The sequence below is a fragment of the Mycobacterium sp. E2699 genome, from assembly GCF_001666745.1.
Classification (GTDB): Bacteria; Actinomycetota; Actinomycetes; order Mycobacteriales; family Mycobacteriaceae; genus Mycobacterium.
This window is the reverse complement of the sequence record NZ_LZJH01000004.1, coordinates 14,951-41,041: the sequence shown is the minus strand read 5'-3', so window position 1 is coordinate 41,041 and position 26,091 is coordinate 14,951. Positions and strand designations below refer to the sequence as shown.

23 protein-coding genes are annotated in these 26,091 nt (G+C 70.6%); 4 read left to right on the top strand and 19 right to left on the bottom strand.

What is annotated here, in order from left to right:
* Window positions 1–120: 120 nt before the first annotated feature.
* From A5696_RS00190 to A5696_RS00150, 9 genes are read right to left on the bottom strand one after another with little or no spacing between them, the layout of a single operon-like run.
* The gene (locus A5696_RS00190; protein ID WP_067871555.1) at window positions 121–1,317 is read right to left on the bottom strand and encodes a VWA domain-containing protein; all 1,197 of its coding nucleotides are present in this window, start codon (window positions 1,315–1,317) and stop codon (window positions 121–123) included.
* A gap of 6 nt (window positions 1,318–1,323) precedes the next feature.
* Window positions 1,324–1,971, bottom strand: coding sequence for an SRPBCC family protein (locus tag A5696_RS00185; RefSeq protein ID WP_067871553.1), 648 nt, complete (start codon window positions 1,969–1,971; stop codon window positions 1,324–1,326).
* A gap of 13 nt (window positions 1,972–1,984) precedes the next feature.
* Window positions 1,985–2,854 carry a MoxR family ATPase gene (locus A5696_RS00180; protein ID WP_067871551.1) on the bottom strand — a complete coding sequence of 290 codons (870 nt, stop codon included), beginning with the start codon at window positions 2,852–2,854 and terminating at the stop codon, window positions 1,985–1,987.
* Entirely contained in the window at window positions 2,851–3,429 is a 579-nt protein-coding gene (locus tag A5696_RS00175) for an NTP transferase domain-containing protein (protein ID WP_067871549.1), read from the bottom strand. The genes A5696_RS00180 and A5696_RS00175 overlap by 4 nt, the downstream gene beginning before the upstream one ends.
* Complete coding sequence (locus A5696_RS00170) at window positions 3,426–4,292, bottom strand: XdhC family protein (protein ID WP_067871585.1); 867 nt, start codon at window positions 4,290–4,292, stop codon at window positions 3,426–3,428. Before A5696_RS00170 ends, A5696_RS00175 begins: the two co-directional genes overlap by 4 nt.
* The gene (locus A5696_RS00165; protein WP_067871547.1) at window positions 4,292–6,691 is read right to left on the bottom strand and encodes an aerobic carbon-monoxide dehydrogenase large subunit; all 2,400 of its coding nucleotides are present in this window, start codon (window positions 6,689–6,691) and stop codon (window positions 4,292–4,294) included. Before A5696_RS00165 ends, A5696_RS00170 begins: the two co-directional genes overlap by 1 nt.
* Complete coding sequence (locus A5696_RS00160; protein WP_067871545.1) at window positions 6,688–7,164, bottom strand: (2Fe-2S)-binding protein; 477 nt, start codon at window positions 7,162–7,164, stop codon at window positions 6,688–6,690. The genes A5696_RS00165 and A5696_RS00160 overlap by 4 nt, the downstream gene beginning before the upstream one ends.
* Window positions 7,165–7,166: 2 nt before the next feature.
* Window positions 7,167–8,048, bottom strand: coding sequence for a xanthine dehydrogenase family protein subunit M (locus tag A5696_RS00155; RefSeq protein ID WP_067871543.1), 882 nt, complete (start codon window positions 8,046–8,048; stop codon window positions 7,167–7,169).
* 42 nt (window positions 8,049–8,090) lie between these two features.
* Window positions 8,091–9,236: an XdhC family protein gene (locus A5696_RS00150; protein WP_156738190.1), complete on the bottom strand. Its 1,146-nt coding sequence runs from the start codon at window positions 9,234–9,236 to the stop codon at window positions 8,091–8,093.
* A 33-nt stretch (window positions 9,237–9,269) separates the two neighbouring features.
* On the opposite strand from A5696_RS00150, the gene A5696_RS00145 reads away from it, so the two are divergent.
* Window positions 9,270–10,229: a LysR family transcriptional regulator gene (locus A5696_RS00145; RefSeq protein ID WP_067871541.1), complete on the top strand. Its 960-nt coding sequence runs from the start codon at window positions 9,270–9,272 to the stop codon at window positions 10,227–10,229.
* A 150-nt stretch (window positions 10,230–10,379) separates the two neighbouring features.
* Here A5696_RS00145 and A5696_RS00140 read toward each other — a convergent pair whose 3' ends face one another.
* The 6 genes from A5696_RS00140 to clpB all read right to left on the bottom strand — a co-directional run bounded on the left by A5696_RS00140 (window position 10,380) and on the right by clpB (window position 16,858).
* Window positions 10,380–11,021 carry an RNA methyltransferase gene (locus tag A5696_RS00140; protein WP_067871539.1) on the bottom strand — a complete coding sequence of 214 codons (642 nt, stop codon included), beginning with the start codon at window positions 11,019–11,021 and terminating at the stop codon, window positions 10,380–10,382.
* A complete protein-coding gene (locus A5696_RS00135; RefSeq protein WP_067871537.1) occupies window positions 11,018–11,914 on the bottom strand; it encodes a hypothetical protein in 897 nt (298 codons plus the stop codon). Before A5696_RS00135 ends, A5696_RS00140 begins: the two co-directional genes overlap by 4 nt.
* A gap of 12 nt (window positions 11,915–11,926) precedes the next feature.
* On the bottom strand, window positions 11,927–12,469 hold the full coding sequence (gene pyrE / locus A5696_RS00130) for an orotate phosphoribosyltransferase (protein ID WP_067871534.1): 543 nt from the start codon (window positions 12,467–12,469) through the stop codon (window positions 11,927–11,929).
* Window positions 12,456–13,229: an SDR family oxidoreductase gene (locus A5696_RS00125; protein WP_067871532.1), complete on the bottom strand. Its 774-nt coding sequence runs from the start codon at window positions 13,227–13,229 to the stop codon at window positions 12,456–12,458. The genes pyrE and A5696_RS00125 overlap by 14 nt, the downstream gene beginning before the upstream one ends.
* A 53-nt stretch (window positions 13,230–13,282) precedes the next feature.
* On the bottom strand, window positions 13,283–14,140 hold the full coding sequence (ttfA, locus tag A5696_RS00120; protein ID WP_067871529.1) for a trehalose monomycolate transport factor TtfA: 858 nt from the start codon (window positions 14,138–14,140) through the stop codon (window positions 13,283–13,285).
* 165 nt (window positions 14,141–14,305) lie between these two features.
* Window positions 14,306–16,858, bottom strand: coding sequence for an ATP-dependent chaperone ClpB (clpB, locus tag A5696_RS00115; RefSeq protein WP_067871527.1), 2,553 nt, complete (start codon window positions 16,856–16,858; stop codon window positions 14,306–14,308).
* 149 nt (window positions 16,859–17,007) lie between these two features.
* Between clpB and A5696_RS00110 the strand changes: the two genes are divergently transcribed.
* The 3 genes from A5696_RS00110 (at window position 17,008) to A5696_RS00100 (ending at window position 22,338) form a co-directional block, all read left to right on the top strand.
* Entirely contained in the window at window positions 17,008–18,159 is a 1,152-nt protein-coding gene (locus A5696_RS00110) for an FAD-binding oxidoreductase (RefSeq protein WP_067871524.1), read from the top strand.
* Between the two features lie 2 nt (window positions 18,160–18,161).
* Window positions 18,162–19,064 (top strand): aldose 1-epimerase, encoded by a 903-nt coding sequence (locus A5696_RS00105; protein WP_067871522.1) that lies wholly within the window; start codon window positions 18,162–18,164, stop codon window positions 19,062–19,064.
* Between the two features lie 85 nt (window positions 19,065–19,149).
* The gene (locus A5696_RS00100) at window positions 19,150–22,338 is read left to right on the top strand and encodes an adenylate/guanylate cyclase domain-containing protein (protein ID WP_067871520.1); all 3,189 of its coding nucleotides are present in this window, start codon (window positions 19,150–19,152) and stop codon (window positions 22,336–22,338) included.
* An 18-nt stretch (window positions 22,339–22,356) separates the two neighbouring features.
* Here the strand turns inward: A5696_RS00100 and A5696_RS00095 are convergent, their stop codons facing one another.
* The 4 genes from A5696_RS00095 to dnaJ are packed head-to-tail and all read right to left on the bottom strand — an operon-like array spanning window position 22,357 to window position 26,055.
* A complete protein-coding gene (locus tag A5696_RS00095) occupies window positions 22,357–23,199 on the bottom strand; it encodes a DUF5995 family protein (RefSeq protein WP_067871518.1) in 843 nt (280 codons plus the stop codon).
* A gap of 52 nt (window positions 23,200–23,251) precedes the next feature.
* Entirely contained in the window at window positions 23,252–24,436 is a 1,185-nt protein-coding gene (locus A5696_RS00090; RefSeq protein ID WP_067871515.1) for an oxygenase MpaB family protein, read from the bottom strand.
* A gap of 45 nt (window positions 24,437–24,481) precedes the next feature.
* Window positions 24,482–24,874: a heat shock protein transcriptional repressor HspR gene (locus A5696_RS00085; RefSeq protein ID WP_067871513.1), complete on the bottom strand. Its 393-nt coding sequence runs from the start codon at window positions 24,872–24,874 to the stop codon at window positions 24,482–24,484.
* On the bottom strand, window positions 24,874–26,055 hold the full coding sequence (dnaJ, locus tag A5696_RS00080; RefSeq protein ID WP_067871511.1) for a molecular chaperone DnaJ: 1,182 nt from the start codon (window positions 26,053–26,055) through the stop codon (window positions 24,874–24,876). Before dnaJ ends, A5696_RS00085 begins: the two co-directional genes overlap by 1 nt.
* Window positions 26,056–26,091 lie beyond the last annotated feature (36 nt).

Sequence of the window (26,091 nt, the reverse complement as noted above, 5' to 3'; positions counted from 1 at the left end):
AGCGGTCGAGGAATTGGGCGACGTTGCCCGCTCCTCGGTACGGGGTTACTGAGGACAGCGTCATGGCGATCTGGGCGGCATTCATCCCACCGGTCCGCCCAGTGGACCGAACTCCTCGGGCTAGGCGGCCGCCAATTCGTGCAGCAATTCGCGCAGACCCGTCAGCGAGTGCGCCGGCAGGAACAGGTCGCAATAGGGCAGGGCCGCGGCCATCGAACCGGCCAGTGGCTGGAATTCGCCCTGCGCCGCACGGGGATTGAGCCACACCACCATCGCGGCGCGGCGCCGCAGCCTGGCCATCGCGTGGGCGAGTACCTCGGGCGGGTCGGCGTCCCAGCCGTCGGAGGCGATGATCACCACCGCGCCCCGCAGCGCGTTACCGTGCGGTGCGGCCAGCAGGGCGCCGAGGCTCCGGCCGGCGAACGTGCCGCCGTAGCGGTCGGTGACCTTCGCGTTGGCCTTCTGCAGCGCCACCTCGGCCGAGCGGTGCGAGAGCACCGGCGTGAGCCGGGTCAGCGACGTCGAGAACGCGAAGACCTCCGGGCGGACGCCGCCCCGGCGCAGCGCCGCCGCCCGCATGAGATGCAGATACACCGCTGCGTACGGCTGCATCGAGCGGCTGACGTCGCACGCCAGCACGACCCGCCGCGGCCGGCGGCGTGGCCGGGTTCGCGCCACTTTCACCGATTCCCAACCCGTCGCGCGCGAGGCGTTCATGGTGGCGCGCAGGTCGATGCGCTTGCCGCGTGGGCTGGGCTCGAATCGCATGGTGCGGCGGCGGGGCCAGCGCGCGACGGTCCGCTCCAGCCAGGTGCCGAGCAGCCGAAGGTCTTGGGCGTCGAAGCGGTCGAACGGTTCGTCGGCGCGCGCGGCGATGCGGCTGGGCATCAGATCGGGCAGCAGGACGCTCGCCTCCCTGCCGTCCTCGCCGGCGGCCGTCCTCGTGGTCCACGGCAATCCGCTTGTGCCGCCGGTGGATTGGCTCCCAGCCGGCCGCAGCGTCCCGGCGCCGGGTGCCTTGGGGCCCGGGAGGGGCAGGACCGGTTCGGGCTCTGGGGCGCCGTCGGCCGAGGCGCCGCCGAAAACCGCCGCGAAGACGGCGTCGAAGGCGCCCAGGTCTTCCACCCGGTTGACCAGGGTCAGCCGCGCCGCCCAATACAGCGCGGTCGTGGTGCCGGGAACCAGCTGCCGGAGCGCCTGGACGAAGCTCGCCTGCCCGTCGGCGGAGACCGGCACCCCCGCACCGCGCAGGCGCGCGACCACGGCGGCGGCGAACGCCGCCAGGTCGACGCCCCGCAACAGCAGTGGGATGCTCACCAGCCGCTAGTGTCTCCGGCCCAGCAACCAGCCCAGCACCAGCGCGGCGAGCAGTCCCAGCACGATGGGGGCGTACTTCTTGAGCTGGTCGCCGCCGGCGAGGTCGAGCAGGTCGATGGGTTCGGGCTCGGCCGCGGGGGCGGCGTGGCGTGGTCCCGGAACGGGTTCCGTCGGGCTCGGGGTGGCGGCGCCGGCCGGGGTCGGCGCATTTTGCGAGGCCAGCTCGGCCTCCAGCGATTCCACGAACTGGCCGAGCAGCTTCTCCGAAACCTGCTGCAGCATGCCGCTGCCGAATTGGGCCAGCTTGCCGACGATTTTCAGGTCGGTGTCGACGGTGACGCTGGTGCGGTCGCCGTCCTCGTGCAGTTGAGCGGTGACCGTGGCGGCGGCGTTGCCGGTCCCCCGCGATTCCTTGCCCTTGCCGTCGATGACGGCGCGGTGCTGGTCGCGGTCCAGCTCGACGAAGCGCACCTTGCCGCTGAACTCGCTGGTGACCGGGCCGACCTTGACCTTGACCTTGCCGAGGTAGTCGTCGCCCTCGTGGCCGGTCAACTGCGCGCCCGGCATCAGCGGGATCACCTGCTCCAGGTCGCACAGCACGTCCCAGGCCTGTTCGATGGGGGCGCTGACGGTGAACTGGTTGGCGATCTTCATCCGGTCGGTCCTCTCAGGTGCGGCTGTATTCGGTGAACGTGTCGCGAATCAGACTACGGTCGTCGGGTGTCTTGGCCAGCGCCCCCAGGCTCACGACCGCCGCCTCGTCAACCAGGTCCGCGACACCCAGCGACACCAGCGCGGCCACCCAGTCGATCGTCTCGGCCACCCCGGGCGGCTTGTCCAGGTCGAGACCGCGGACGTGGCCGATGAACTGCGTCGCGTGCTCGATCAGCGGTGCGGTCGCGCCGGGCACCGTCCGGCGGACGATCGCGGCGGCCCGGGCCGGCTCGGGGTAGTCGATCCAGTGATACAGGCAGCGGCGGCGCAGCGCGTCGTGCAGGTCGCGGCTGCGGTTGGAGGTCAGCACCGCGATCGGCGGGCGCTCGGCGACGAAGGTACCCAGCTCGGGCACGGTGACCGCGGCCTCCCCGAGGAATTCCAGCAGTAACGCCTCGAATTCGTCGTCGGCGCGGTCGATTTCGTCGATCAGCAGCACCGGCGGGGTTGGGCCGCGATGGCGCACACACTTCAGGATGGGCCGATCGACCAGATATTTCTCGGTGTAGAGGTCCGCCTCTTCGATGTTGGCGCCGCGCGCCTCGGCCAGCCGGATGGACAGCAACTGGCGCTGGTAGTTCCAGTCGTACAGCGCCTCGCTGGCGGTCAATCCCTCGTAGCACTGCAGCCGGACCAGCTCGGTGTCCAGCACGGCCGCAAGGGTTTTCGCCGCGGTGGTCTTGCCGACGCCGGGCTCGCCCTCCAGCAACAGGGGGCGCCCGAGCGTGACCGCCAGGAAGATCGCCGACGCGGTGCCGGTGTCGAGCAGGTAGTCGTGCGCGTCGAACCGCTTGATGACTTCGGCGACGTCGGTAAACGTCATGACGAGCCCACCAGCCGGCGGTAGTCGTCCCAGGTGTCGACGTCGAGCGGGATCCGGCCGTCGACGGCGAGCTCGCGCACCTCGTGGCGACCCGATTCCACCAGCTTCCAGACCGCCTTGTCGCCGTGCAGGTCGCGCAGGTCGTCGAACAGGTTGCGGCCCAACCAGAACGGGTGGCCGATGCCGTCGTCGTAGCGGCACACGGCGATGTCGGCCCCGGCCCCTTCGGCGGCCATGCGCTGCAGCGTGGCGGGTCGCACGCCGGGCTGGTCGCCCAGCATCAGCACGATCCCTTCGGCCCGCGCGTCCACCCGGTCCAGCGCGGCGCGCAGCGAGGCCGCGCATCCGGTACCGGCATCGGCGACGGTCACCACATCGATTCCGCCCAGCGGCACGGCTTCTCGCACCGCCCGGGCGGCGCCGCCGAGGGTGACGATGAGCTGGTCGAACCCTGCGCCGCGGGCGACCGCGAGGGTCGCCCCGAGCAGCGTCGTATCGCGGTACGGCAGTAGCTGTTTGGGCGTGCCGAGCCTGCGCGAAACGCCGGCCGCCAGCACGACACCGGTGACGGTCATGCTTTCCCGGCGGCGAACGCGGCGCGACAGCCGGGGCCGCAGAACCAGTGGTCCTCGCCGGCCAGCCGCAAATGCTCGGTGGCCGGGCCGACCGTCACGGTCATGCCGCACACCGGATCCACGGCCTCGGACGGGGCGGCCCGCGTCGCGAGGGAGCGGCACAGGTCGCCGCCGCGGATGCCGGCGATCAGCTCGGCCGCGATCGAGACCGCGATCTCCGCGGGGGTTTTGGCGCCGATCGGCAGGCCGACCGGCGTGTGCACGCGCGCCCGCTCGTCGTCGGAGAGGCCGAGCGCGTTCAGGATCGCGGCGCCGCGCACCTTGCTGGCCACCAGTCCGATGTACCCGACGCCGTGATCCAGTGCCGCGCGGATGATCTCGCCCTCCGGCCCGCCATGGCTGGCGATGACGACGGCGCTGGCATCGGCCAGATCACCGTCGCGGCGCACGTCATAGCCCAGCACCCCGCACAGCTGGGCCAGCGCGTCGGCGATCGGGGTGGCCCCGTAGATCTCAATCAGCGGCGCGGGCAGCTGCGGTGTCAGGAAGATCTCCAGCGACCCGCCGGACAGGCAGGGGTTGACGACGACGCAGGCGCCGGGCGCCTCGGGGAAGTGCACGTCGCCGTCGGGAAGCACCCGCAGCAGGACGCTTTCGTTCGTCTGCAACGCGCCGAGTGCCGCCTTGCGGACGGAGTTCTGGGCGCACTGGCCGCCGACGAAGCCCTCGATTGTGCCGTCCGCCAACAGGATTGCCTCATCACCCGGGTAGGACGAGGTGGGCGGCTGGGCGCGCACCACGGTCGCGTGCACGAACGGTGTCCGCGCCGCGATCAGTTGCCGAGCCCGTTCGCTGATCGTGATCAAATGGGTGGCCTCGCTCTGCCCTGCATGGCCTCCCACACCCGCGACGGCGTCAGCGGCATGTCGGCGTGCCGAACCCCGAAGGGCGCCAACGCGTCCACCACCGCGTTCACCACGGCGGGCGGCGATCCCACGGTGGCGGATTCGCCGATGCCCTTGGCGCCGATCGGGTGATGCGGCGACGGCGTCACGGTGTGGCCGGTCTCCAGGTGCGGCACCTCCATCGCGGTCGGGATCAGGTAGTCCATCAGCGACCCGCCCAGGCAGTTGCCGTCCTCGTCGAACGCGATCATCTCCATCAGCGCCATCCCGATGCCGTCGACGATGCCGCCGTGCACCTGGCCCTCGATGATCATCGGGTTGATGCGGGTGCCGCAGTCGTCGACGGCCAGGAACCGCCGCACCTTGACCACCGCGGTGCCCGGATCGACGTCCACCACGCAGAAGTACGCGCCGTACGGGTAGGTCAGGTTCTCCGGGTTGTAGCAGACCTCGGCGTCCAGGCCGCCCTCGATGCCCTCGGGCAGGTCGCCGGCCCCGTGGGCGCGCATGGCGATGTCGGCGATGGTCACCGACGCCGACGGGTCACCCTTGACGTGGAAACTGCCCTTCTCCCATTCCAAGTCGGCGACCGACACCTCGAGCATGCCGGATGCGATGATCTTCGCCTTGTCGCGCACCTTGCGGGCCACCAGCGCCGCCGCCCCGCCCGAAACCGGCGTCGACCGGCTGCCGTAGGTGCCCAGCCCGAACGGGGTCTGGTCGGTGTCGCCGTGCACCACCTCGATGTCCTCGGGCGGGATGCCGAGCTCCTCGGCGACGATCTGCGCGAACGTCGTCTCGTGGCCCTGGCCCTGCGTCTGAACCGACAGCCGCACAACGGCTTTCCCCGTCGGGTGCACGCGCAGCTCGCACCCGTCGGCCATGCCCAGGCCGAGGATGTCCATGTCCTTGCGCGGCCCGGCGCCGACGGCCTCGGTGAAGAACGACATGCCGATGCCCATCAGCTCGCCGCGCTCGCGCTTGGCGGCCTGCTCGGCCCGCAGCGCGTCGTAGCCGATCATGTCCATGGCCTTGCGCATGGTCGCCTCGTAGTCGCCCGAGTCGTACGTCCAGCCGGTCTTGCTCTGGTACGGGAATTGCTCGGGCCGCAACAGGTTTCGCAGCCGCAGCTCGGCCGGGTCCATCTTGAGCTCGAAGGCCAGGCAGTCCACCAGCCGCTCGACGAAGTACACCGCCTCGGTGATCCGGAACGAGCACGCGTAGGCCACCCCACCGGGCGCCTTGTTGGTGTACACGGCGGTCATGTGGCAGTAGGCGGCCTCGAGGTCGTAGCTGCCGGTGAACACGCCGAAGAATCCGGCGGGGTACTTCGTCGGCGCGGCCTGGCCGTTGAACGCGCCGTGGTCGGCCAGCACGTTGGACCGGATCGCCAGGATCTTGCCGTCGTTCGTCGCGGCGATCTCGCCGACCATGATGTAGTCGCGCGCGAAGCTGGTGGAGGTCAGGTTCTCGCTGCGGTCCTCCATCCACTTGACCGGCTTGCCCAGCACCAGCGACGCGACGATCGCGCACACGTAGCCGGGGTAGATCGGCACCTTGTTGCCGAATCCGCCGCCGATGTCGGGCGAGATCACCCGGATCTTGTGCTCGGGCAGGCCGGCCACCAACGCATACAGGGTGCGGTGGGCGTGCGGCGCCTGCGAGGTGGTCCACAGCGTGAGCTTGCCGGTCACCGGGTCCAAATCGGCCACCGCGCCGCAGGTTTCCATCGGCGCGGGGTGCACCCGGGGGTAGACCATCTCCTGGGAGACGACGACGTCGGCGCGCGCGAACGCCGCCTCGGTAGCCGCGGCGTCACCGGTCTCCCAGTCGAAGATGTGGTTGTCGGTCTTGCCGTCGAGGTCGGTGCGGATCACCGGCGCCGACGGGTCGAGCGCCGTGCGGACGTCGACGACGGGATCCAGCGGGTCGTAGTCGACGTCGATGAGCTCCAGCGCGTCGCGGGCCGAATACCGGTCCTCGGCGACGACGAACGCCACCTCCTGACCCTGGAAGCGCACCTTGTCGGTGGCCAGCACGGCCTGCACGTCGTTGGACAGGGTCGGCATCCAGGCCAGCCCCTTCTCGGCCAGGTCCGCGCCCGTGACCACCGCCTTGACCTTCGGATGGGCAAGGGCCGCAGTCGAATCGATGCCGACTATGCGCGCGTGCGCGTACGGCGAGCGCAGGATGGCCAGGTGCAGCATGCCCGGCAGCGCGACGTCGTCGACGTAGGTGCCGCGGCCGCGGATGAAGCGCGGGTCCTCCTTGCGCAGCATCCGGCCGTGGCCGCAGGGCTTTTGGTCGTTGTCCGCGGTGTCTTCGGGCGACGGCGGCCTTGACTCGATGGTGGTCATGACTCGGCCTTTACGGTGGAGTTGTTCGCGGCCCACTGAATGGAACGCACGATGGTGGTGTATCCGGTGCACCGGCAGATCTGCCCGGAGATCGCCTCGCGGATGGTTTCCTCGTCGGGATGGGGGTCGCGGTCCAGCAGGGCGCGGGCGGTGATCATCATGCCCGGCGTGCAGAAACCGCATTGCAGCCCGTGGCAGCGCATGAACCCTTCCTGCACCGGGTCCAACTGGCCGTCCACCGCGAGCCCCTCGACGGTTCGGACGCTGTGCCCGGACGCCATCGCGGCCAGCATCGTGCACGACTTCACCGGAACCCCGTCCACGTCGACCACGCACGTCCCGCAGTTGCTGGTGTCGCAGCCCCAATGGGTTCCGGTGAGCCGCAACTGATCCCGCAGGAAGTGCACCAGCAGCGTCCGGGGTTCGACCTCGGCGGTCACCTGTTCGCCGTTGACGGTCATGTTCACCTGCATGGCTAGTTTCCCCTTTGTTCGCGCACCCGTTCGGCCGCCCTGCGCAGCGTGCGGATGGTCAGTTCGGAGGCGAGGTGCCGCTTGTACTCCGCGGTGCCGCGCACGTCGGTCGCCGGGTCGCAGGCCTCCGCCGCGCGCCGGCCCGCCTCGGCGAAGGTCTCGTCGGTGGCCGGCCGGCCGACGAGGGCCGCCGACAGCTCGGCCAGCGCGGCCGGGTCGGGATTGACCGCCGTCAGTCCCACACGCGCGGCCACGATCTCGGCGCCGTCCAGCGTGACGGCCGCCCCGGCCGCCGTCACCGCCCAGTCCCCGACGCGCCGCTCCACCTTGGCGTAAGCGCTGGAGCTGTTGAGCCGCAAGGGGATTCGGGCCTCGACCAGGATCTCGTTGTGCGCCAGAGCGGTCTCGTACGGCCCGGCGACGAAATCGTCGATCGGTATTTCGCGTTCGCCCGCGGGCCCGCGGGCCAGGCACACCGCGTCCAGCACGGCGCACACCGTCACCAGGTCCTCGGCCGGATCCGCCTGGCACAGCGAGCCGCCCAGGGTGCCCCGGTTGCGGACCACCGGGTCGGCGATCACCCGTTCGGCGTCGCGGAAGATCGGGCACACGGCGGCCAGGGTGTCGGATTCGAGGATCTCGCGATGGCGGGTCATGGCGCCGATGCGCACCAGCGTCGGGTCGGTGATCACGTAGCCGAGTTCGGGGGCCAGGTCGTTGATGTCGACCAGGTACTCGGGGTTGGCGATGCGCAGCTTCATCATCGGCAGCAGGCTGTGCCCGCCCGCGATCACCCGCGCCCCCTCCCCCAGCCGATCCAGCAACCCGACCGCGTGGTCGACGCTGGTTGCACGTTCGTATTCGAAGGGTCCCGGTACTTGCATTGCAGCAGTGTCAGCCGCGCTGACATGGCCGTCAATAGCGAGTTAAGTAATCACTGAACTGGCTTCGACCTGCGCGTCGTGATGGATGCGCCCGGCGGTCTCGGTCAACGGACGACCCCCGCCGCCCCAGCGCTTGGCGATGATGTCGGCGGCGATCGACACCGCGGTCTCCTCGGGCGTTCGGGCGCCGAGGTCCAGCCCGATGGGGCTGGACAGCCGGCACAGCTCGGCATCGGTCAGCCCCGCCGCGCGCAGCCGGTCCATCCGGTCGTCGTGCGTGCGGCGCGATCCCATCGCACCCACGTAGCCGACGTCCAGCCGCAGCGCCACCTCCAGCACCGGCACGTCGAACTTGGGGTCGTGGGTGAGCACGCAGATCACGGTGTTCTCGTCGACGGCGCCCGCCTGCGCCTGGGCGGCGAGGTAGCGGTGCGGCCAGTCGACGACGACGTGGTCTGCCGTCGGGAAGCGCACCGGCGTGGCGAACACCTCGCGGGCGTCGCAGACCGTGACCCGGTAGCCGAGAAACGACCCCTGCTGCGCCAGCGCGGCGGCGAAGTCGATGGCGCCGAAGACCAGCATCCGTGGGCGCGGCGCGTAGCTGGACACGAACACCTCCATGCCGTCGCCCAGCCGCTGTCCGTCGGGCCCGTACTTGAGGACGTCGCTGCGGCCGACCGCAAGCAGGCCGCGCGCGTCGTCGGCGACCGCGGCGTCGGCGCGCGCCGAGCCCAGCGAACCGTCCAGCGCGTCCGGCCGGACCACGACCCGCCGCCCCAGCCACCGCGCGTCCGGGTGGGCGATGACGGTCGCGACCGCGACGGGACGGTTCTCCCCGATGTCGTCGGCGACCGCGGCGAGCTCGGGGAACGTGGTGCGCGACATCGGCTCGACGAAGACGTCGATGATCCCGCCGCACGTCAGCCCGACGGCGAACGCGTCGCCGTCGCTGACCCCGTAGCGCTCCAGCCGCGGCGTGCCCGTTTTGGCCACCTCGGTCGCGGCGTCGTACACCGCGCCCTCCACGCAGCCGCCCGACACCGAGCCGGCCACCGACCCGTCGGGCGCCACCACCATCGAGGCCCCCGGCGGCCGCGGCGCGGACCGGAAGGTCCGCACCACCGTCCCGAGCCCGGCGGTGCCGCCGGCACGCCAGATCGCCGTCAGCTCGGCAAGCACGTCGCGCACCCCTTCAAAGTAAGCCAGAAGTAGGCTCGTGACGTGACTCCGGCTCAACTTCGGGCCTATTCGGCGGTGGTCCGTTTGGGCTCGGTGCGGGCCGCCGCCGCGGAGCTCGGTGTTTCCGACGCCGGCATCTCGATGCTGGTGGCGGCCCTGCGCAAGGAGCTCGACGACCCGCTGTTCACCCGGACGGGTGCGGGGCTGGCGTTCACGCCCGGGGGGCTGCGCCTGGCCAGCCGCGCGGTCGAGATCCTGGGATTGCAGCAACAAACCGCGATCGAGGTCACCGAGGCCGCGCACGGGCGCCGGCTGCTGCGGATCGCGGCGTCCACCGCTTTCGCCGAACACGCCGCGCCCGGGCTGATCGAGCTGTTCTCGTCGCGGGCCGACGACCTGTCGGTGGAGCTGAGCGTGCATCCGACGAGCCGGTTCCGTGACCTGATCTGCTCGCGCGCCGTCGACATCGCGATCGGCCCGGCGAGCTCGATCGGTCCCGACGACACGATCTTCGTGCGGCCGTTCCTGAAATACCAGATCATCGCCGTCGCGGCGCCCAACAGCCCAGTCGCGGTTGGCATTCCGACGGCGGCACTGCTGCGCCAGCAGCAGTGGATGCTCGGCCCGTCGGCCGGAGGCGTCGACGGAGAGATCGCAAACATGTTGCGCGGCTTGGCAGTTCCGGAGTCACAGCAGCGCATCTTCCAGAGCGACGCCGCCGCGCTCGAGGAGGTGCAGCGGGTCGGCGGCGTCAGCCTGACGATCGGTTTCGCCGTCGCGAAGGACCTCGCGGCCGGGCGGCTGACCCACGTGTCCGGCCCCGGCCTGGACCGCTCCGGCGAGTGGTGCGCGGCGACGCTGGCACCCTCGGTCCGCCAGCCCGCCGTGTCCGAGCTGGTCCGCTTCATCACCACCCCGCGATGCACGCAGGCGATGATCCGCGGCTCGGGCGTCGGCGTGACCCGATTTCGGCCCAAAGTGCATGTGACGCTGTGGAGTTGAGTGTGAACTCAGGGCTTTCCGTGTGCATCCTGGGCTTTCCGTGTGCATCCTGGGCGGGAAAAACGCCGAAATCCCGCCCTCACTTCACACCGAAAGCCATAGGCTCACACTGAAGGCCGCTGATTCACACTCGAGGTCACGCATTCCCACTCACCAGGCGCGCGAGAGGTCCGCGTGCTGGCGGATCCAGGCGTGCATCGCGATCCCCGCGGCCACACCCGCGTTGATGCTGCGCGTCGAGCCGAACTGGGCGATCGACACCGTCAGCGCCGCGCCGGCCCGCACGTCGTCGGTGATGCCCGGACCCTCCTGGCCGAACACCAGCAGGCACTCCCGCGGCAGCGCCGCCTCCTCCAGCCGGGCCGCGCCCGGCACGTTGTCCACGCCCACCACCGTCAGGCCCGCGCCCGCGGCGAAGTCCAGCATGTCGGCGACGCTGTCGTGATGGCACAGCCGCTGATAGCGGTCGGTCACCATGGCGCCGCGGCGATTCCACCGCCGCCGCCCCACGATGTGCACGGTGTGCACCGCGAAGGCGTTGGCGGTGCGCACCACCGACCCGATGTTGGCGTCGTAGCCGAAGTTCTCGATCGCCACGTGCAGGGCCTGGCGCCGCCGGTCGATGTCGGCGATGATCGCCTCCCGCGTCCAGTACCGGTAGGCGTCGACGACGTTGCGAGTATCGCCGTCGCGCAGCAGGTTCGGGTCATAGCGCGGATCATCGGGCAGATCGCCGGGCCAGGGCCCGACGCCGGCCGTCGTTCCCCATTCGGTGGGCCCGGGTTCGCTCATCGCTGCGTCCACACCCCGGCGTGGGTGCCGTCGATCGCCACCGTCGCGTAGAGCAGCGCCTGGTTGATCTCGCCCTGGGTGCACAGCGACGCGTTGACGTGCACCGAATCCAGCGAGGCGTCGGGCAGGATCAGCACCGACGACCCGTATGCCGCGCACGCCGGGTTCAGGCCCGGGGCGGGCAGGGTGGGCGACGCGAGCAGCATCATCGGGCCGCCGCGCCTGGCCGAGTCGTCGCGATACCGCTCCGCGAGGGCGTCGGCCTGCAGGCCCAGCAACATGTAGCCGTTGCCGTTGAACGCGGCCGGGTCGCCGAGCTGGGCCTTCGTCACCGGGGCGCCGTCGGCGCGCCAGGCCGTCAGGCTGACGGTCTTGACCACCAGGCCGGTGTCGTTGGAATTGGTGGGCGGCAGCCCGACCGGGAACGCGACCGGGTAGGCCGACGAGGTGTTCGGGATCCGGTCGCGCGGCGAGTAGCCGTACACCCCGCGCACCTGGCTCCGATCCTTGAGCGGCCCAAGGCAAACCGTGCCCACGAGCCGGTCGGGAGGCGCAGCAAGCGCGTGCTGGATATCGTGCACGCCGGCCACGGCCTGGTCGCAGCTGCCCAGGCCGTTCGACTCCAGCGGGTGCGCCAGCGCGCCGTAGAGGCCGAAGCGAATGTCCTCGGGTTTGGCGTGCGGCGCTTTCGGATCCGCGGGCGAGGCGTCCACATCGATCAGCACGTAATCGCCGTCCCAGCGCAGGTTCGACACCGACATGTTCCAGCCCAGCAGCGCCAGCGATTCGCCGAGCCTGGCACCCTGCGCGCCGTAGGGCCGGACGGGATGGTTGGAGCCCGAACAGCCCACGACGCAGGCGGCGATGGCGAGCAACGCGATGAGACTGCGCATACCGCCCGCGGCCTAAGCCAGCCCCAGATCGGCCAGGCCCAGCAGGCTGCGGTACGAAAAGCCCTCGGCCTCAATGGCTTCGGCCGCGCCGGTGGCGCGGTCCACCACGGTGGCCACCCCGACCACCTCGCCGCCCGCGTCCTGAACCGCGCGCACCGCCGTCAGCGCCGAGTTCCCCGTGGTGCTGGTGTCCTCCACCACCAGAACCCGCTTGCCGGCGACGTCGGAGCCCTCGATAAGGCGTTGCAGCCCATGGGTTTTGGCGGACTTACGCACGACGAACGCGTCGATCGGGCGCCCGGGCGCGTGCATGATGGCCGTCGCGACGGGGTCGGCGCCCAGGGTCAGGCCGCCGACGGCCGCGTAGTCCCAGTCGGCGGTGAGGTCGCGCATCAGCTCACCGATCAGCGCGGAGGCGCGGTGGTGCAGCGTGGCCCGGCGCAGGTCGACGTAGTAGTCGGCCTCCTTGCCCGACGACAATGTCACCCGGCCGTGCACCACCGACAGCCGTCGCACCAGCTCGGCGAGCTCGGCGCGCGGGTCAGGTTCGCCCACGACCGCCCCCTACCCGTCGGGTCGCGGCCCGCGCCAGGCCCCGCGGGATCAGCCGCCCGGCGGTGACGATCGCCTTGTACTGCAGGCCCGGAACGCTGATCACCTTGCCGGCGGCGATGTCGGCCAGGCTCTTGGTGACGACGTCGTCGACCTCGAGCCACAGGAACGACGGCAGCTTGGCCATCTCGATGCCCGCCCTGGCGTGGAACTCGGTGTGCACGTACCCCGGGCACACGGCGTGCACGCCGACGCCCGTGCCCTGCAGGCCGACGGCCAGGCCCTCGCTGAACGAGATCACCCACGCCTTGGACGCCGAATACGTCGACCCGCGCCCCGGCACCAGCCCGGCAACGCTGGCGATGTTGATGACGGTGCCCGCGCCGGCGTCGAGCATCGCCGGCAGCGCGGCGCGGGTGAGGTGCATCACCGCGGTGACGTTGACGTCGAGTTGGGCCTGCAGCAGCGCGGGGTCGGTGGCCCAGAAGTCACCGGACGTGCCGAAGCCGGCGTTGTTCACCAACACCCGGACTCCTGCGGCGAGGCGATCGCAGACCTTGCTCCGGCCGGCGGGGTCGGCCAGGTCGGCGGGCAGAACCTCGACGCTCCCGGCCGCGCCCTCGAGCTCCGCCGCCAATCGCGTCAGCCGGTCGACGTCGCGGGCCACCAGGACCAGGTCGTAGCCGTCGCTCGCGTAGCGTCGCGCGTAACCGGCGCCGATCCCGGACGTAGGCCCGGTGATCAGGGCTACGGGGCGAGGCATGAGCGACAGTGTAATGACGGGGCGCTAACCGCCCCCGGACCCACCCCGCGCTATCAGCGCTGGTAGTTGGAGGCCTGATTGCCGTTGCGGCCGGTGGGCGGCGGGCGGCGCAGGGCGTCGGTGCGGCCCTGCTCCCGGCGCACCGGCTCGGGGGCGCGGCGGGCCGCGTCACCGAGCAGCCCCGACACGTCCTGCTGGGCCCGCCGGGAAGGCAGCTCGGCGCGAGCGGCGGGCGCAAGGGGACGACTCGGCGCGGCATTGCGAAGTCCCGCAGGCGATCCCGTCTCGGCGGGGGTCTCCTGGGGCACCGGCGGCAACACCCGCAGCAGGTCGTTGAACTGCCGGACGGTGCGCAGGCCCTCGTCCCACTGGGCGCGCGTGCTGGCGATCGGCATCGCGACCAGCGTCCAGTTCTGCTCGTTCCACATGATCTCGGCGCAGTCGGGCGCGGTGTGGGCGAAAGTGACCATCCGGCGGTCGCACGCCCGCCGGGCGGCGTCCAGGTTGGTGGAGTACACCATCCGGGGCCCGATCGCGCCCAGCAGCCAAATGTCGCTCTCGCGTGGCTCTTTGAGCCCTTTGAGCCGCAGGTCCACCACGACGTTGGTGCCCACCTTGCGGTGCAGCGCGATCACGGTGGCGACCTCCTCGAGGTCGAAGATGTACACCGCCTCGCCACGGATCTGGCCCAGGACGACGTTGTGGGCGGGCACGTCGCCCACCGTGGAGATCACGCCGCGCTTCCAGCGCTTGAGGATGTCGGATGATTCACGCTCGTAGTCGAATCCGTGCGAGCGCGCCCACGACCTGCGGCGCCTGCTCCGGCCGCGGCGTCGATCGAGGTCGACGTACAGCAGCACGCCCGCACCGACAAAGCACAGTGCGGAGAGCGTGAACCAAAGGGGGACCATCCCACACAGGGTATCTGCTGTTGGGCCGGAACACAGAATTCGACCAGGTCACAACCGCGTCACAGGTGTGGCGATCGCGAGCGCGGCGAAGCCGCCGCCAGCAGACGCAAAAGCCCCCAATTTCGGGGGGAAATGGGGGCTTTTGCGTCTGGTCGCCGAGCTGACTCAGCCCAGGACCAGCGAGTCGCCGTCGGGGCTGACGTTGACGGGCACCACGTCGCCGTCGTGCACGTCGCCGGCCAGCAGCATCTTGGCGAGCTGGTCGCCGATGGCCTGCTGGACGAGCCGGCGCAACGGCCGGGCGCCGTAGACCGGATCGAAGCCGCGCTGCGCCAGCCAGCGCTTGGCCGGCAGCGACACCTCCAGCTGCAGCCGCCGCTGCGCCAGCCGCTTGCCCAGCTGCTCGAGCTGGATGTCGACGATCTGCACCAGCTCCTCGGGATTGAGCCCCTCGAAGATCAGCACGTCGTCGAGGCGGTTGATGAACTCCGGCTTGAACGCCGCGCGCACCGCCGCCATGACCTGCTCCTCGCTGCCGCCCGACCCGAGGTTGGACGTCAGGATGAGGATCGTGTTGCGGAAGTCGACCGTGCGGCCCTGCCCGTCGGTCAGCCGGCCCTCGTCGAGCACCTGCAGCAGCACGTCGAACACGTCCGGGTGCGCCTTTTCGACCTCGTCGAACAGCACCACCGTGTAGGGCCGGCGGCGGACCGCCTCGGTCAGCTGACCGCCCTGGTCGTAGCCGATGTAGCCGGGGGGCGCGCCGACCAGGCGGGCCACCGAGTGCTTCTCGCCGTACTCGCTCATGTCGATGCGGACCATGGCCCGGTCGTCGTCGAACAGGAAGTCGGCCAGCGCCTTGGCCAGCTCGGTCTTACCGACGCCGGTCGGGCCCAGGAACATGAACGAACCGGTGGGCCGGTTGGGGTCGGCGACCCCGGCGCGGGAACGCCGCACCGCGTCGGACACGGCCTGCACGGCCTTGCGCTGCCCGACGACGCGCTTGCCCAGCTCGTCTTCCATCCGCAGCAGCTTGGCGGTCTCCCCCTCCAGCAGCCGGCCGGCAGGGATGCCCGTCCACGCCGACACCACGTCGGCGATGTCGTCGGGCCCGACCTCCTCCTTGAGCATCACGTTCTCGCGGGCCTCGGCCAGCGGCAGCGCGGCGTCGAGCTTCTTCTCCACCTCGGGGATGCGCCCGTACCGCAGCTCGGCGGCCTTGGCCAGGTCGCCGTCGCGCTCGGCGCGCTCGGACTCCCCGCGCAACGCCTCCAGCTGTTCCTTGAGCTCGCGGACGATGTCGATCGCGCTCTTCTCGTTCTGCCACCGGGTGGTCAGCTCGGCCAGCTTCTCCTTCTGGTCGGCCAACTCGGCGCGCAGCTTGTCCAGCCGCTCCTTGGAGGCCTCGTCCTCCTCCTTCTCGAGCGCCATCTCCTCGATCTCCAGGCGGCGCACCAGGCGTTCGACCTCGTCGATCTCGACGGGCCGGGAGTCGATCTCCATCTTCAGCCGGCTGGCGGCCTCGTCGACCAGGTCGATGGCCTTGTCCGGCAGGAACCGGGCGGTGATGTAGCGGTCGGACAGGGTGGCCGCGGCGACCAGCGCGGAGTCGGTGATCCGCACGCCGTGGTGCACCTCGTAGCGGTCCTTGAGGCCGCGCAGGATGCCGACGGTGTCCTCCACCGACGGCTCGCCGACGAACACCTGCTGGAACCGCCGCTCCAGGGCGGCGTCCTTCTCGATGTACTTGCGATACTCGTCGAGCGTGGTGGCGCCCACCAGCCGCAACTCGCCGCGGGCCAGCATCGGCTTGATCATGTTGCCGGCGTCCATCGCGCCCTCGCCGGTCGCCCCGGCGCCGACGATGGTGTGCAGCTCGTCGATGAAGGTGATGATCTGCCCGGCGGAGTTCTTGATGTCGTCCAGGACGGCCTTGAGCCGCTCCTCGAACTCGCCGCGGTACTTCGCGCCCGCCACCATCGAGCCCATGTCCAAGCTGATGACGGTCTTGTCGCGCAGGCTCTCGGGCACGTCGCCGGCGACGATGCGCTGGGCCAGGCCCTCCACGATCGCGGTCTTGCCGACGCCGGGCTCGCCGATGAGCACCGGGTTGTTCTTGGTGCGACGCGACAGCACCTGCACGACGCGGCGAATCTCGTTGTCGCGGCCGATGACCGGGTCGAGCTTGCCCTCGCGGGCCCGGCCGGTCAGGTCGGTGGAGTACTTCTCCAGCGCCTGGTAGGTGGCCTCCGGGTCGGCGCTGGTGACCCGCGCGCTGCCGCGGACCTTGACGAACGCGTCCCGCAGCGCCTGCGGGGACGCGCCGTGGCCGGTCAACAGCTTGGCGACGTCGGAGTCGCCCGTGGCCAGCCCGACCATGAGGTGCTCGGTCGAGACGAACTCGTCGTCCATCTCGGTGGCCAGCTGCTGGGCGGCGGTGATGGCCGCCAGCGATTCACGCGACAGCTGCGGTTGCGAGCTGGCGCCGCTGGCCTGGGGCAGTTGGTCGAGAATCCGCTGTGCTTCGGCGCGGATGGTGGCGGGCTCGACACCGACGGCCTCCAGCAGCGGCGCGGCGATCCCGTCGTTCTGCGTCAGCAGCGCCAACAGCAGGTGGGCGGGCCTGATCTCGGGGTTGCCCGCGGCCGAGGCCGCCTGCAGCGCCGACGTCAGGGCCGCCTGCGTCTTGGTGGTCGGGTTGAAAGAGTCGCTGGCCAATCCAGGCCACCTCCGTTCGGTCACGTAGAGAAAATGCTTGTCGCGTTGTTCAACGCCGTCAAGGTTGAGTCTGTTCCGCTCAACTCTAGTGGATTTTGCGCACCTCGGGATAGAGGCTTAAGTCGCCATCCCGCCTAGAATCGGCGCCCGTGAGCCTCGAGGACCGGGATGCGTTGCGGGTTTTGCGCGACGCCTTCGAGGACGAGCTGGTCCGCCACTTCTATACCCACTGGTTCGCCCTCGACGCCTCGGTGCGCGACCTGTTCCCACCGGAGATGGATGCGCAGCGGGCCGCCTTCGCGCACGCGTTGCACTGGGTTTACGGCGAGCTGGTCGCGCAGCGCGCCGCCGAGCCGGTGGCCTTCCTGGCCCAGCTGGGCCGGGATCACCGCAAATTCGGCGTGCTGCCGGGCCATTACGACTCGTTGCGGCGCGCGCTGCACGCCACGCTGCGGAATCACCTCGGCCAAGCCTGGACCGAGGCCGTGGACGCGGCCGCCACCCAGTCGCTCAACCTGATCATCGGGGTGATGCGCGGGGCCGCCGACGCCGACGAAGGACCCGCCTGGTGGGACGGCACCGTCATCGAGCACCAGCGGGTCTCGCGCGACCTGGCCGTCGTTCGGCTGCGACTCGACCGCCCGATGCACTACTACCCCGGCCAGTACGTCAACGTGCACGTTCCGCAGTGCCCGCGGCGTTGGCGTTACCTCTCGCCCGCGATCCCGGCGGACCCGGACGGCGGGATCGAGTTCCACGTCCGCCAGGTCCCGGGCGGCCTGGTCAGCACCGCGGTCGTCGACGAAACGCGGGCCGGCGACCGGTGGCGGCTGTCCAGTCCGCACGGCGGTCTGCGGGTCGACCGCGACGGCGGGGACGTGCTGATGGTCGCCGGCAGCACCGGGCTGGCACCGCTGCGTGCGCTGATCATGGACCTGTCCCGCTACGCGGTGAACCCGCGGGTACACCTCTTCTTCGGCGCGCGCTACCGCTGCGAGCTCTACGACCTGCCCGTCCTGTGGCAGGTCGCGCAGCACAACCCGTGGCTGTCGGTCACGCCGGTCTCGGAGTACCGCCGCGACCCGGCGTGGGCCGCCGACTATCCCGACCCCACCCCGCCGCGCGGGCTGCACGTGCACCAGACCGGCCGCCTGCCCGACGTGGTGACCAAGTACGGCGGCTGGGGCGACCGGCAGATCCTGATCTGCGGCGGGCCCGACATGGTCCGCGCCACCAAAACCGCCCTGATCGCCAAAGGGGCACCGCCCGAACGCATCCAGCACGACCCCCTGTGGAGGTAGGCATGCGCCCGATCACCCTGACCGACCCGTCCGCGCCGGTGGCCGCGACGTTCGTGCCGGACGCCGGCATGATCGGCACCTCCCTGACCGACGACGGCGCGGAGTTGCTGGGCCAGCGGCGCGGGCTGGACGCGTACATCCAAGCCGGCAAGACGATGGGGATCCCGATCCTGTACCCGTGGGCCAACCGGCTCGGGGACGCCCGCTACACGGCCGAGGGCGTGACGGTGACGCTGACGCCGGGCGAGCACGGGGTCCGGCCCGACCCCAACGGGCTGCCGATCCACGGCACGCTGGCCGCCTATCCCGGATGGCGGGTCACGGCGCAGACCGCAAACGAGCTGACCGCCGAGGTGGACTTCGGCGCCGACCCCGAGTTGCTGGCCGCCTTCCCGTACCCGCACGTGCTGACGGTCGCGGTGACCCTGGCCGACCGCGCGCTGACCGTGCGCGCCACGGTCACCGCGACCGGCGACCTGGCGGTCCCGCTGTGCTTCGGCTTCCACCCCTACCTGTGCCTGCCGGACGTGCCGCGCGCCGAGTGGGTGATCGAGACCCCGCCGCTGCGGCACCTGGCCCTGGACGAGCGGGGGCTGCCCACCGGCGCGGCCGAACCGGAGCCCGCGCGACGGGAGGCGTTGGGCAACAACGCCTTTGACGACGCCTACGACCAGGTCGGCGAGGGCGCGGTGTTCGCGGTGTCCGGCGGCGATCGTCGCGTCGAGGTGCATTTCGAGCGGGGGTTCTCGGCGACCCAGATCTTCGCGCCGGCCGGCGACGAGCCGGAGAAGCAGGTGGTGTGCTTCGAGCCGATGGCGGCGCCGACGGACGCGCTGCGCCGCGGCGGATACCGCAGCGCCCGCCCGGGCGAGCCGGCGGTCGCCCAGTTCTGCATCCGGGTGTGACCAGAGTTGCGGAACGGTCATTTTCACATGCGCTGAACCGGGCCGGCGAGTAGTCTGACGCCCAATCCCGGGCAGGAGGAGCAGGTTGAGCCCCGGCAACAGCGAATCGATCGACGACTTGCTCGATCGCGCGGTGCGCGCCCTCAACGAGGGCGACCGCGAGACCGCCACCTCGCTGGCCGGGCGGGTTCTTGCGGTCGACCGGGGCAACCCCGAGGCGGAGGACCTCCTCGCCGCGCCGGCTCATCACGGTGAGATTCGCCGCCTGACCATCATGTTCGTCGATCTGGTCGAATCCACGGCGCTGTCCACCCGATTGGAACCCGAGCCCTACCACACCCTCGTCGGGCGATACCGCGCCGAGGTGCACCGGGCCGTCGATCGCTACGGAGGCCACATCGGTTCCATCAAGGGCGACGGGCTGCTGGTCGTGTTCGGCCATCCCACTGCGCACGAGCACGACGTCCGCCGCGCCGTCGCAGCCGGCCTCGAGATCACCCGCGCGGTTGCGCAGCTCAGCGAGCGGGCCCAACGCACCTTCGGTGTGGCCATCGACGTGCGGGTCGGCGTTCACCGTGGGCTGGTGTACCTCGACACCGAGCAGGACGACGTCTACGGCTTCGCCGCCAACCTTGCCGCGCGCCTGTGCAGTGTGGCCGAGCCCGGCACGGTGGTGGTCTCGGAGGCGGTCGCCCCGCTGGTGCGCGACGCGTTCGAGCTGCAGACCCGGCCGGCCGTCGCGGTCAAGGGCGTCGACGCGCCCATCACGCCGCATCTGATTCTGGGCGAGCGATCCGAGGCGCCGCCTCCCGGGTCACCGCCGCTGATCGGGCGCGACGCCGAGCGCGGCCGGCTGCAGCACGCCTGGGACCTGGCCCGCGCGGGAACGCTGAGCACCCCGGGCATGGTGCTGCGCGGCGAGCCGGGAATCGGCAAGACGCGGCTGGCGACCGAGATCGCCCGGATCGTCGGGGACTCCGGCGGCGCCGTCGTCGAACTGAGGGGCTCACCGCTGCACACCGACACCGGGCTGCACCCGGTGCGCAGGCTGATGGAACGGCGCTGCAAGATCACCCGGGTGACCGAAGGCGCCGAGCGGTTGCGCCTGCTGGAGTGCGAATTGAGCTCGCACTCAATGGATCCGGCTCGCACGGTGCCACTGCTGGCGCCGGTGCTGGGCATCGCACCCGAGCACGGTTATCGCCCGGTCGCGGTCGAGGGCCGCACCCTTTACCAATTGATCGGCCAGACGGTGCACCAGTACGTGATGGCATGCTTGCGACACCAACCCGGCCTGGTGGTCGCCGAGGACGTCCACTGGTTCGACCCGTCCACCGTGGAACTGCTCGGCGCGCTGATCGCGGGCGCGGACGGGCGGGTGCTGGTGCTGATGACCGGGCGTGAGGGCGACTGGGTCCAAACAGGTTGGGCGGCAGAGGTGTTGGAGCTGCAACCGCTGACCGACGCGGAATCGGATGCCTTGATCACGGCGCTGGACCCGACGCTGTCGCACGCGCGCCGCGGCCAGGTGCGGGACCGGTGCGACGGGATTCCCCTCTACATCGAGCACGTCGTGGCGGGCATGCGCGCGGCCGACGACGAACCGGACGTGCCGGAGGCGCTGTACGCGCCGCTGTTCGCGCGGCTGCACGCGCGCCCCGACGTGGTGCCGGTGGTCGAGGCGGCCGCCGTGATCGGGCGCGCCGGTGACCTGCAGCTGCTTCGGGCGGTTACCGGGGGCCGCACCGCCGACGTCGACGACGTCGTTGCCGAGCTGGTGCGCGCGCGTGTGTTCGAGCGGCGCGACACCGACGGCTGGCGGTTCCGCCACGAGCTACTCCGGCAAGTGGCGACCGAATTGGCCCCGCCGTCGCTGCGGCGCTACCTGCACGGCCGGGCCGCCCGCGCGTTGGCCGACAGCGCGACCGCCGCCGAACCGGACTGGCGGGTGGTCGCCGCGCACTTCGCGGAAGCGCACGAGTACGCCGACGCCGTCGACGCCTATCGGAAGGCCTCGATCGCCGCCAGGCGCCGTGGGGCGCTACATGAGGCGCTCGCCTGCCTCACCATGGCGCTCGACCAGCAGGCGCACTGCGCCGCGGGCCCGGCGAGGGACCAGACGGAAATCGCCATCCGACTTGAGCGCGGCTTCCTCGCAGGCATGGTCCAAGGCAGCATGAGGGGAGAGGGGCCCGCTGATTTCGAACGCTGCCTCGCATTGGCCAGCAGCGGCGACTTCGAAGACGAACTGTTCAGCACGCTCATCGCGCTGACGAGCTATTACGTTCCGCGTGCGGAGCTGCACCGTGCCCATAACTTGTTGGATTCGCTATCTGCCCGGATCACCAAGGACCGCCCCTGGAGTTACCCGGCGATAGCCGCAGTATTGGGCTCTGTCATCTGGCTGGAAGGCGACTTCATCGCCGCCCGTACATTGCTGCTGCGCGCTTTGGCAAGCCGCTCCGCGGCTGATCCGCGCGTTCTGGACAACGCCTGGTGGGTAAACGTCGACCCGATCTCGCTAGCTCATACGTACTTGGCACTGAACCATACTGTTGGCGGCGACCTCGACGCCGCCAGCGCGCATATGGACGAATCCTTCCGGCGCTGCGAGGTTTTGGGATTTCCCCAGGACGCCTACAACAGGGCAAACACCTACTTCATGGCGTCCTGGATGCGGCTGGAAAGCGGCCAGAACGCCGAAGCCGCCAATGTCGTCGCAGAACTTCGAACGCTCAGCGAGGAGGCAGGCCTGGACGTGTGGCAATGGGTCGGCAGGACCCAACACGCCACTGTCAAGGCATTGGACGCCTTGGCCGCCGCGGCCGACGCCGACACGCTGATCACCCGGGCGGAGAGGGTCATGCGAGGCGTGGACGGGTCGCGCCTTCTGCACCTCAACATGTTCCTCACGTATCACGACGCGGTCATCGGGCGCCTCCTGGTGGCCGCCGGTCAGCCGGAGAAGGCGCGCGAGCGGCTGGACATGTCGTTGCGCCACTCGCAGGAAACGGGCATGCGCTTCTACGACGCCGAGGTACTGCGCGTGCGCGCGCACACCCTCGCCGAACCGGCGGAACGCCGCGCCGCGCTCGCCGACGCGATCCAGTGCGCCCGTCACCAGGGCGCGTCGCTGTTCGAATTGCGTTGCCTGATCGACTCTTTCGATCTCCTCGGGGAGGGCAGCCGGTCGGAGCTGGCCGAGGCCGTGCGGCGATTCGCCGGTGCCGGTCCCTGGCCGGAACTGGAACGGGCGCGCCGCCTGCTGTCGTGACTCACCCACACGACGCGATCAAGCGCGAGCCTTCGCCGCCTTCTCGGGGCGCCTCGAGACTGCCTCCAGCGCATCGAGGTTGCTTCGTACCTCGCGGGGCTCGTGTTTGGCGACGGCCCGGATGAGCCGGGGCACCGGTGACCACCGACCCGAGGGTTGCAGGTACCAGGAGCTCAGCGTCGCCGTCCAGGCCTCCTGATGCACCGCCTTCTGCTTCGCGTTCGGCGGGTTCGTCGCCACGTAGCGGGCGAAAAGCCAAGCGCCCTCACGCATCGCGGTCAACCACCGCTGCATGAGTTGGATTTCGTCGGGTATCAGCAACCGGAGCCAGCGAAGCTCCGGGGAGAGCTGCTGCACCTCCTTGTTGATGCCCGGAATCTGGGCGCACAGCAGGTCGTTGACCCGGTGGTAATCCTCCCTCAACGAGTCCGGCCAGCCATCCGCGACGGTCAGCAGCGCGAGGCCCAGGTCGAAGCTGATGTGCGCGTTCAGCCCGGCCAGCATGTGCTGCACGATGACCGCCTGGTGGTCGGGGTCGCCGACGAACGCGACCTCCCAGGGCAGGGTCGGCGTCTTCGACTCGTCACGATGGAAGTGGGCGTTCAACGCGTCGAAGTAGCGTTTGGCGAAGGCCACGTCGAGCCGCTCGATGCGAGGCCCGTCGACGAACCTGCCTTCCTTGATCGCCTCGCGGATGGCGAGGGTGATCCGGCGGTAGAGAACGGCGAAGTACCCGATGCTGCTCTGCGCGTCCTTGGCCCAGTCGACGACCTCGTCGATATTGCGCACGACGTCGTCGATGGTGCCGGGTTCTCGCAGCCGGTGCAGCGTCAGCGGGTCGGCAGGCGCGGGGGCGGACATGTCGAAAGAACCTCCTTTTAGGTAGATCCAGGTCGGTGCGCGCATGGCGCCGTCAGCCCGACAGCTCCCAGCTGCGGGCGAGTCGATCGGGCATGGCGAACGGCGCGCGCTCCCCGCCGCGCTCGAGCCGGAACAACCCGTGGACCAGGTCGTAGCCGAAGGGGCGAGCGATGCGCGAGACCAGTTCGTAACGGGGGGTGGCACGCTCGGTGCGGCCGAAGACGCGCGCGTAGACCCACTTGTTGAGTTGGGCGAGCCGCCCGATCTCGGGGAGGTCGGACTTCGGCACGTTCAGCAGGTCGGCGACGTCGTCGCCGATCAGGTGCCGAACCAGGGGCGGGATCGTGTCGTCGAAACGGTGGAAGGGGGTCATCTCGTCCATCAGCTCGAGCAGCGCCCTGGTCATGTCCTGCCCCTCGGGCGACGCCCTGAACTGCCTGCGCCGGATCGCGTCGACGAGTGCCTCGGCATCGCCGATCCCGTGCACGCGCAGCGCGTCGTCGATGCCCATCAGGTGCCCGATGACGTTCCACAGGTGCAGGTAGGCGTCGACGTCGTTGGCGGGCAGGCGAACTCCCAACCGGGGCAGCGAGTCCGCGACGATGTAGGAGAACACGAGCTTCGTCCCGGCGAGGTCCTCCTGGTTGATCGGAGTGCCCCACTCGGGATGCCACAGTGGCGGCTCGCCCGTGCGCGCCGCCTGCTCGTTGCGGGCCTCGATCAGCTGCCGCACTGCGGCGTGCATCAGGCGGACGCGCTGGACGGTGCGCCGGCCCCTGCCGTGTTCGTCGAGGCCGCCGACGCTCAGTACGTCCATGAGGAACTGGCCGGTCTCGATCACCCGCCGCCGGGCGTCGGTGTCGAGCCGCGCGGTCAGGTAAAGCACCTTCACGCCGTCGGCCGCCGCGTACGACGCCGGCAGGGAGGCGCAGAACAGGCACAGAGTGATCAGCACGCCCCAGGTCTCGTACAGCTGCTGGCCCCGCCTGATCTTGCCCATGTCGGCCCAGTCGGGCAGGGCGTGCGTCTCGGCCAGGTAGGCCCTGATTTCTTCCGGCAATTCGCCGGGCGGCGGCTGGTCGTTGCGCACCAGCGTGCGCATGAGCGCGTTGACCGCGTCGACGCCGTGCGACTCGAGGACCGCCCTGACCGGCTTGTCCGCCACGTCATCGCCGGTGTGCCGCATGCGATCCAGCAGCGCGTCCGTCCATCGGGACCTCTTCGTGGTGCTCGACATGGACGCAGCTTGGCAGCCGGCGCGCGCCCCGATAAGCGTAGTCCGCTACTCCACCAGGCGTCCCTTGCGCGGCTGCCAGACCACGACGGCGGTGCTCTTGGGCACCACCGCAAGGTCGCGGCGCTGACCGGCGCGGGCCTGCGCCAGCTCCTCGGTCAGCTCCTTCACACGCGCCTGCAGGGCCTCCACGTGGTTGGTCAGCTCGATGATGCGCTTGATGCCGGCCAGGTTGACGCCCTCGTCCTGCGACAGCCGCTGCACCTCACGCAGCAGGTCGACGTCGCGCTCCGAATAACGGCGTCCCCCGCCGGGGGTCCGCCTCGGGCTGACCAGCCCGAGGCGGTCGTAGGTGCGCAGCGTCTGCGCGTGCATGCCGGCCAGCTCAGCGGCCACCGAGATCAGGAAGGTGCGGGCCTCGTCTTTGCGGTTCTTGGCCATCAGCGGTTACCCGCCCATCCCGCGCGTGGGTTGAACCCGCTGGACCGCTCGGCGGCCGCATAGGCCTCCAGCGCCTCCTGGGCGGCGCCCTCGACGTTCGGCGGCACGGCCACCTTCACGGTGACGAGCAGGTCGCCGTTGCCCCCGCCGCGCTTGGGCACGCCGCGCCCGCGCACCCGCAGGATGCGGCCGTCGGCGGTGCCCTTGGGCACCCGGACGCCGACCTTGCCGTCCAGCGTGGGAACCGAAAGCGTTGAGCCCAGAGCCAATTCGGTGAAGCTGACGGGAACGGTCACGGTGAGGTCGTCGCCGTCACGGCCGAAGACGTTGTCCGGTCGCACGTGCACCGTCACGTACAGGTCGCCCGACGGCGCCCCGCGCAGCCCCGCCTCGCCCTGCCCGGGCAGCCGGATCCGCTGCCCGTCCTCCACGCCGGGCGGGATCCGCACGTTGATGGTTCGGGTGCGGGTGGTCACGCCGGTGCCTTTGCACTCGTCGCACGGGTGCTCGATGATCGACCCGCTGCCCCGGCAATCGGTGCAGGGTTCGGAGAACCCGAACGCGCCCTGGTTGCGGTTGATCACCCCGGACCCGTTGCAGCTGGGGCACACCTTGGGGCTGGTGCCCGGGCGCGCGCCACTGCCGTGGCAGTTGGTGCACGGCGCGGGGCTGGTCAGCCGCAGCGGCATCGCCACGCCCTTGGCCGCCTCGACGAAGTCGAGCTCCGTCTCGGTTTCCAGGTCGTTGCCGCGCCGCGGCCGGCTGGGGCGGGGACCACCTGCGCCGCGGCCGAACAGGCCGCCGAACAGGTCGCCGATGTTGGCGCCGCCGCTTCGGCCGGCGGCGTCGAACAAGTCGCTGAGGTTGAACTCGGCGCCGTCACCGCCGACATTGAAGCTGAAGCCGCTGCCCCCGTCGAACCGGCGCCCACCGAAGCCGCCGCCTGCGAACAGGCGGCGGGTCTCGTCGTACTCCTTGCGCTTGGCCGGATCCGACAGCACGTTGTGCGCCTCCGACACCGCCTTGAAGCGTTCGCCGGCGGCGGGGTTGTCGGGATTCGCGTCCGGATGCAGGTCGCGCGCCAGCTTGCGGTAGGCGCGCTTGATCTCTTCTGGGCTGGCGTCGGAGGAGACGCCCAGCTCCTTGTAGAAGTCCTTTTCGACCCATTCACGCTGGGCCATGTCGCGTCACCCCCTTTCACCTTTCTCTATCCATTT

Excerpts from the sequence above, each read along its gene's own strand:
- A5696_RS00185 (WP_067871553.1), bottom strand. The coding sequence starts at position 1,971 with ATGAAGATCGCCAACCAGTTCACCGTCAGCGCCCCCATCGAACAGGCC.
- A5696_RS00180 (WP_067871551.1), bottom strand. The coding sequence starts at position 2,854 with ATGACGTTTACCGACGTCGCCGAAGTCATCAAGCGGTTCGACGCGCAC.
- A5696_RS00175 (WP_067871549.1), bottom strand. The coding sequence starts at position 3,429 with ATGACCGTCACCGGTGTCGTGCTGGCGGCCGGCGTTTCGCGCAGGCTC.
- A5696_RS00165 (WP_067871547.1), bottom strand. The coding sequence starts at position 6,691 with ATGACCACCATCGAGTCAAGGCCGCCGTCGCCCGAAGACACCGCGGAC.
- A5696_RS00160 (WP_067871545.1), bottom strand. The coding sequence starts at position 7,164 with ATGCAGGTGAACATGACCGTCAACGGCGAACAGGTGACCGCCGAGGTC.
- A5696_RS00155 (WP_067871543.1), bottom strand. The coding sequence starts at position 8,048 with ATGCAAGTACCGGGACCCTTCGAATACGAACGTGCAACCAGCGTCGAC.
- A5696_RS00140 (WP_067871539.1), bottom strand. The coding sequence starts at position 11,021 with ATGAGCGAACCCGGGCCCACCGAATGGGGAACGACGGCCGGCGTCGGG.
- A5696_RS00135 (WP_067871537.1), bottom strand. The coding sequence starts at position 11,914 with ATGCGCAGTCTCATCGCGTTGCTCGCCATCGCCGCCTGCGTCGTGGGC.
- A5696_RS00125 (WP_067871532.1), bottom strand. The coding sequence starts at position 13,229 with ATGCCTCGCCCCGTAGCCCTGATCACCGGGCCTACGTCCGGGATCGGC.
- ttfA (WP_067871529.1), bottom strand. The coding sequence starts at position 14,140 with ATGGTCCCCCTTTGGTTCACGCTCTCCGCACTGTGCTTTGTCGGTGCG.
- A5696_RS00105 (WP_067871522.1), top strand. The coding sequence starts at position 18,162 with ATGCGCCCGATCACCCTGACCGACCCGTCCGCGCCGGTGGCCGCGACG.
- A5696_RS00095 (WP_067871518.1), bottom strand. The coding sequence starts at position 23,199 with ATGTCCGCCCCCGCGCCTGCCGACCCGCTGACGCTGCACCGGCTGCGA.
- A5696_RS00090 (WP_067871515.1), bottom strand. The coding sequence starts at position 24,436 with ATGTCGAGCACCACGAAGAGGTCCCGATGGACGGACGCGCTGCTGGAT.
- A5696_RS00085 (WP_067871513.1), bottom strand. The coding sequence starts at position 24,874 with ATGGCCAAGAACCGCAAAGACGAGGCCCGCACCTTCCTGATCTCGGTG.
- dnaJ (WP_067871511.1), bottom strand. The coding sequence starts at position 26,055 with ATGGCCCAGCGTGAATGGGTCGAAAAGGACTTCTACAAGGAGCTGGGC.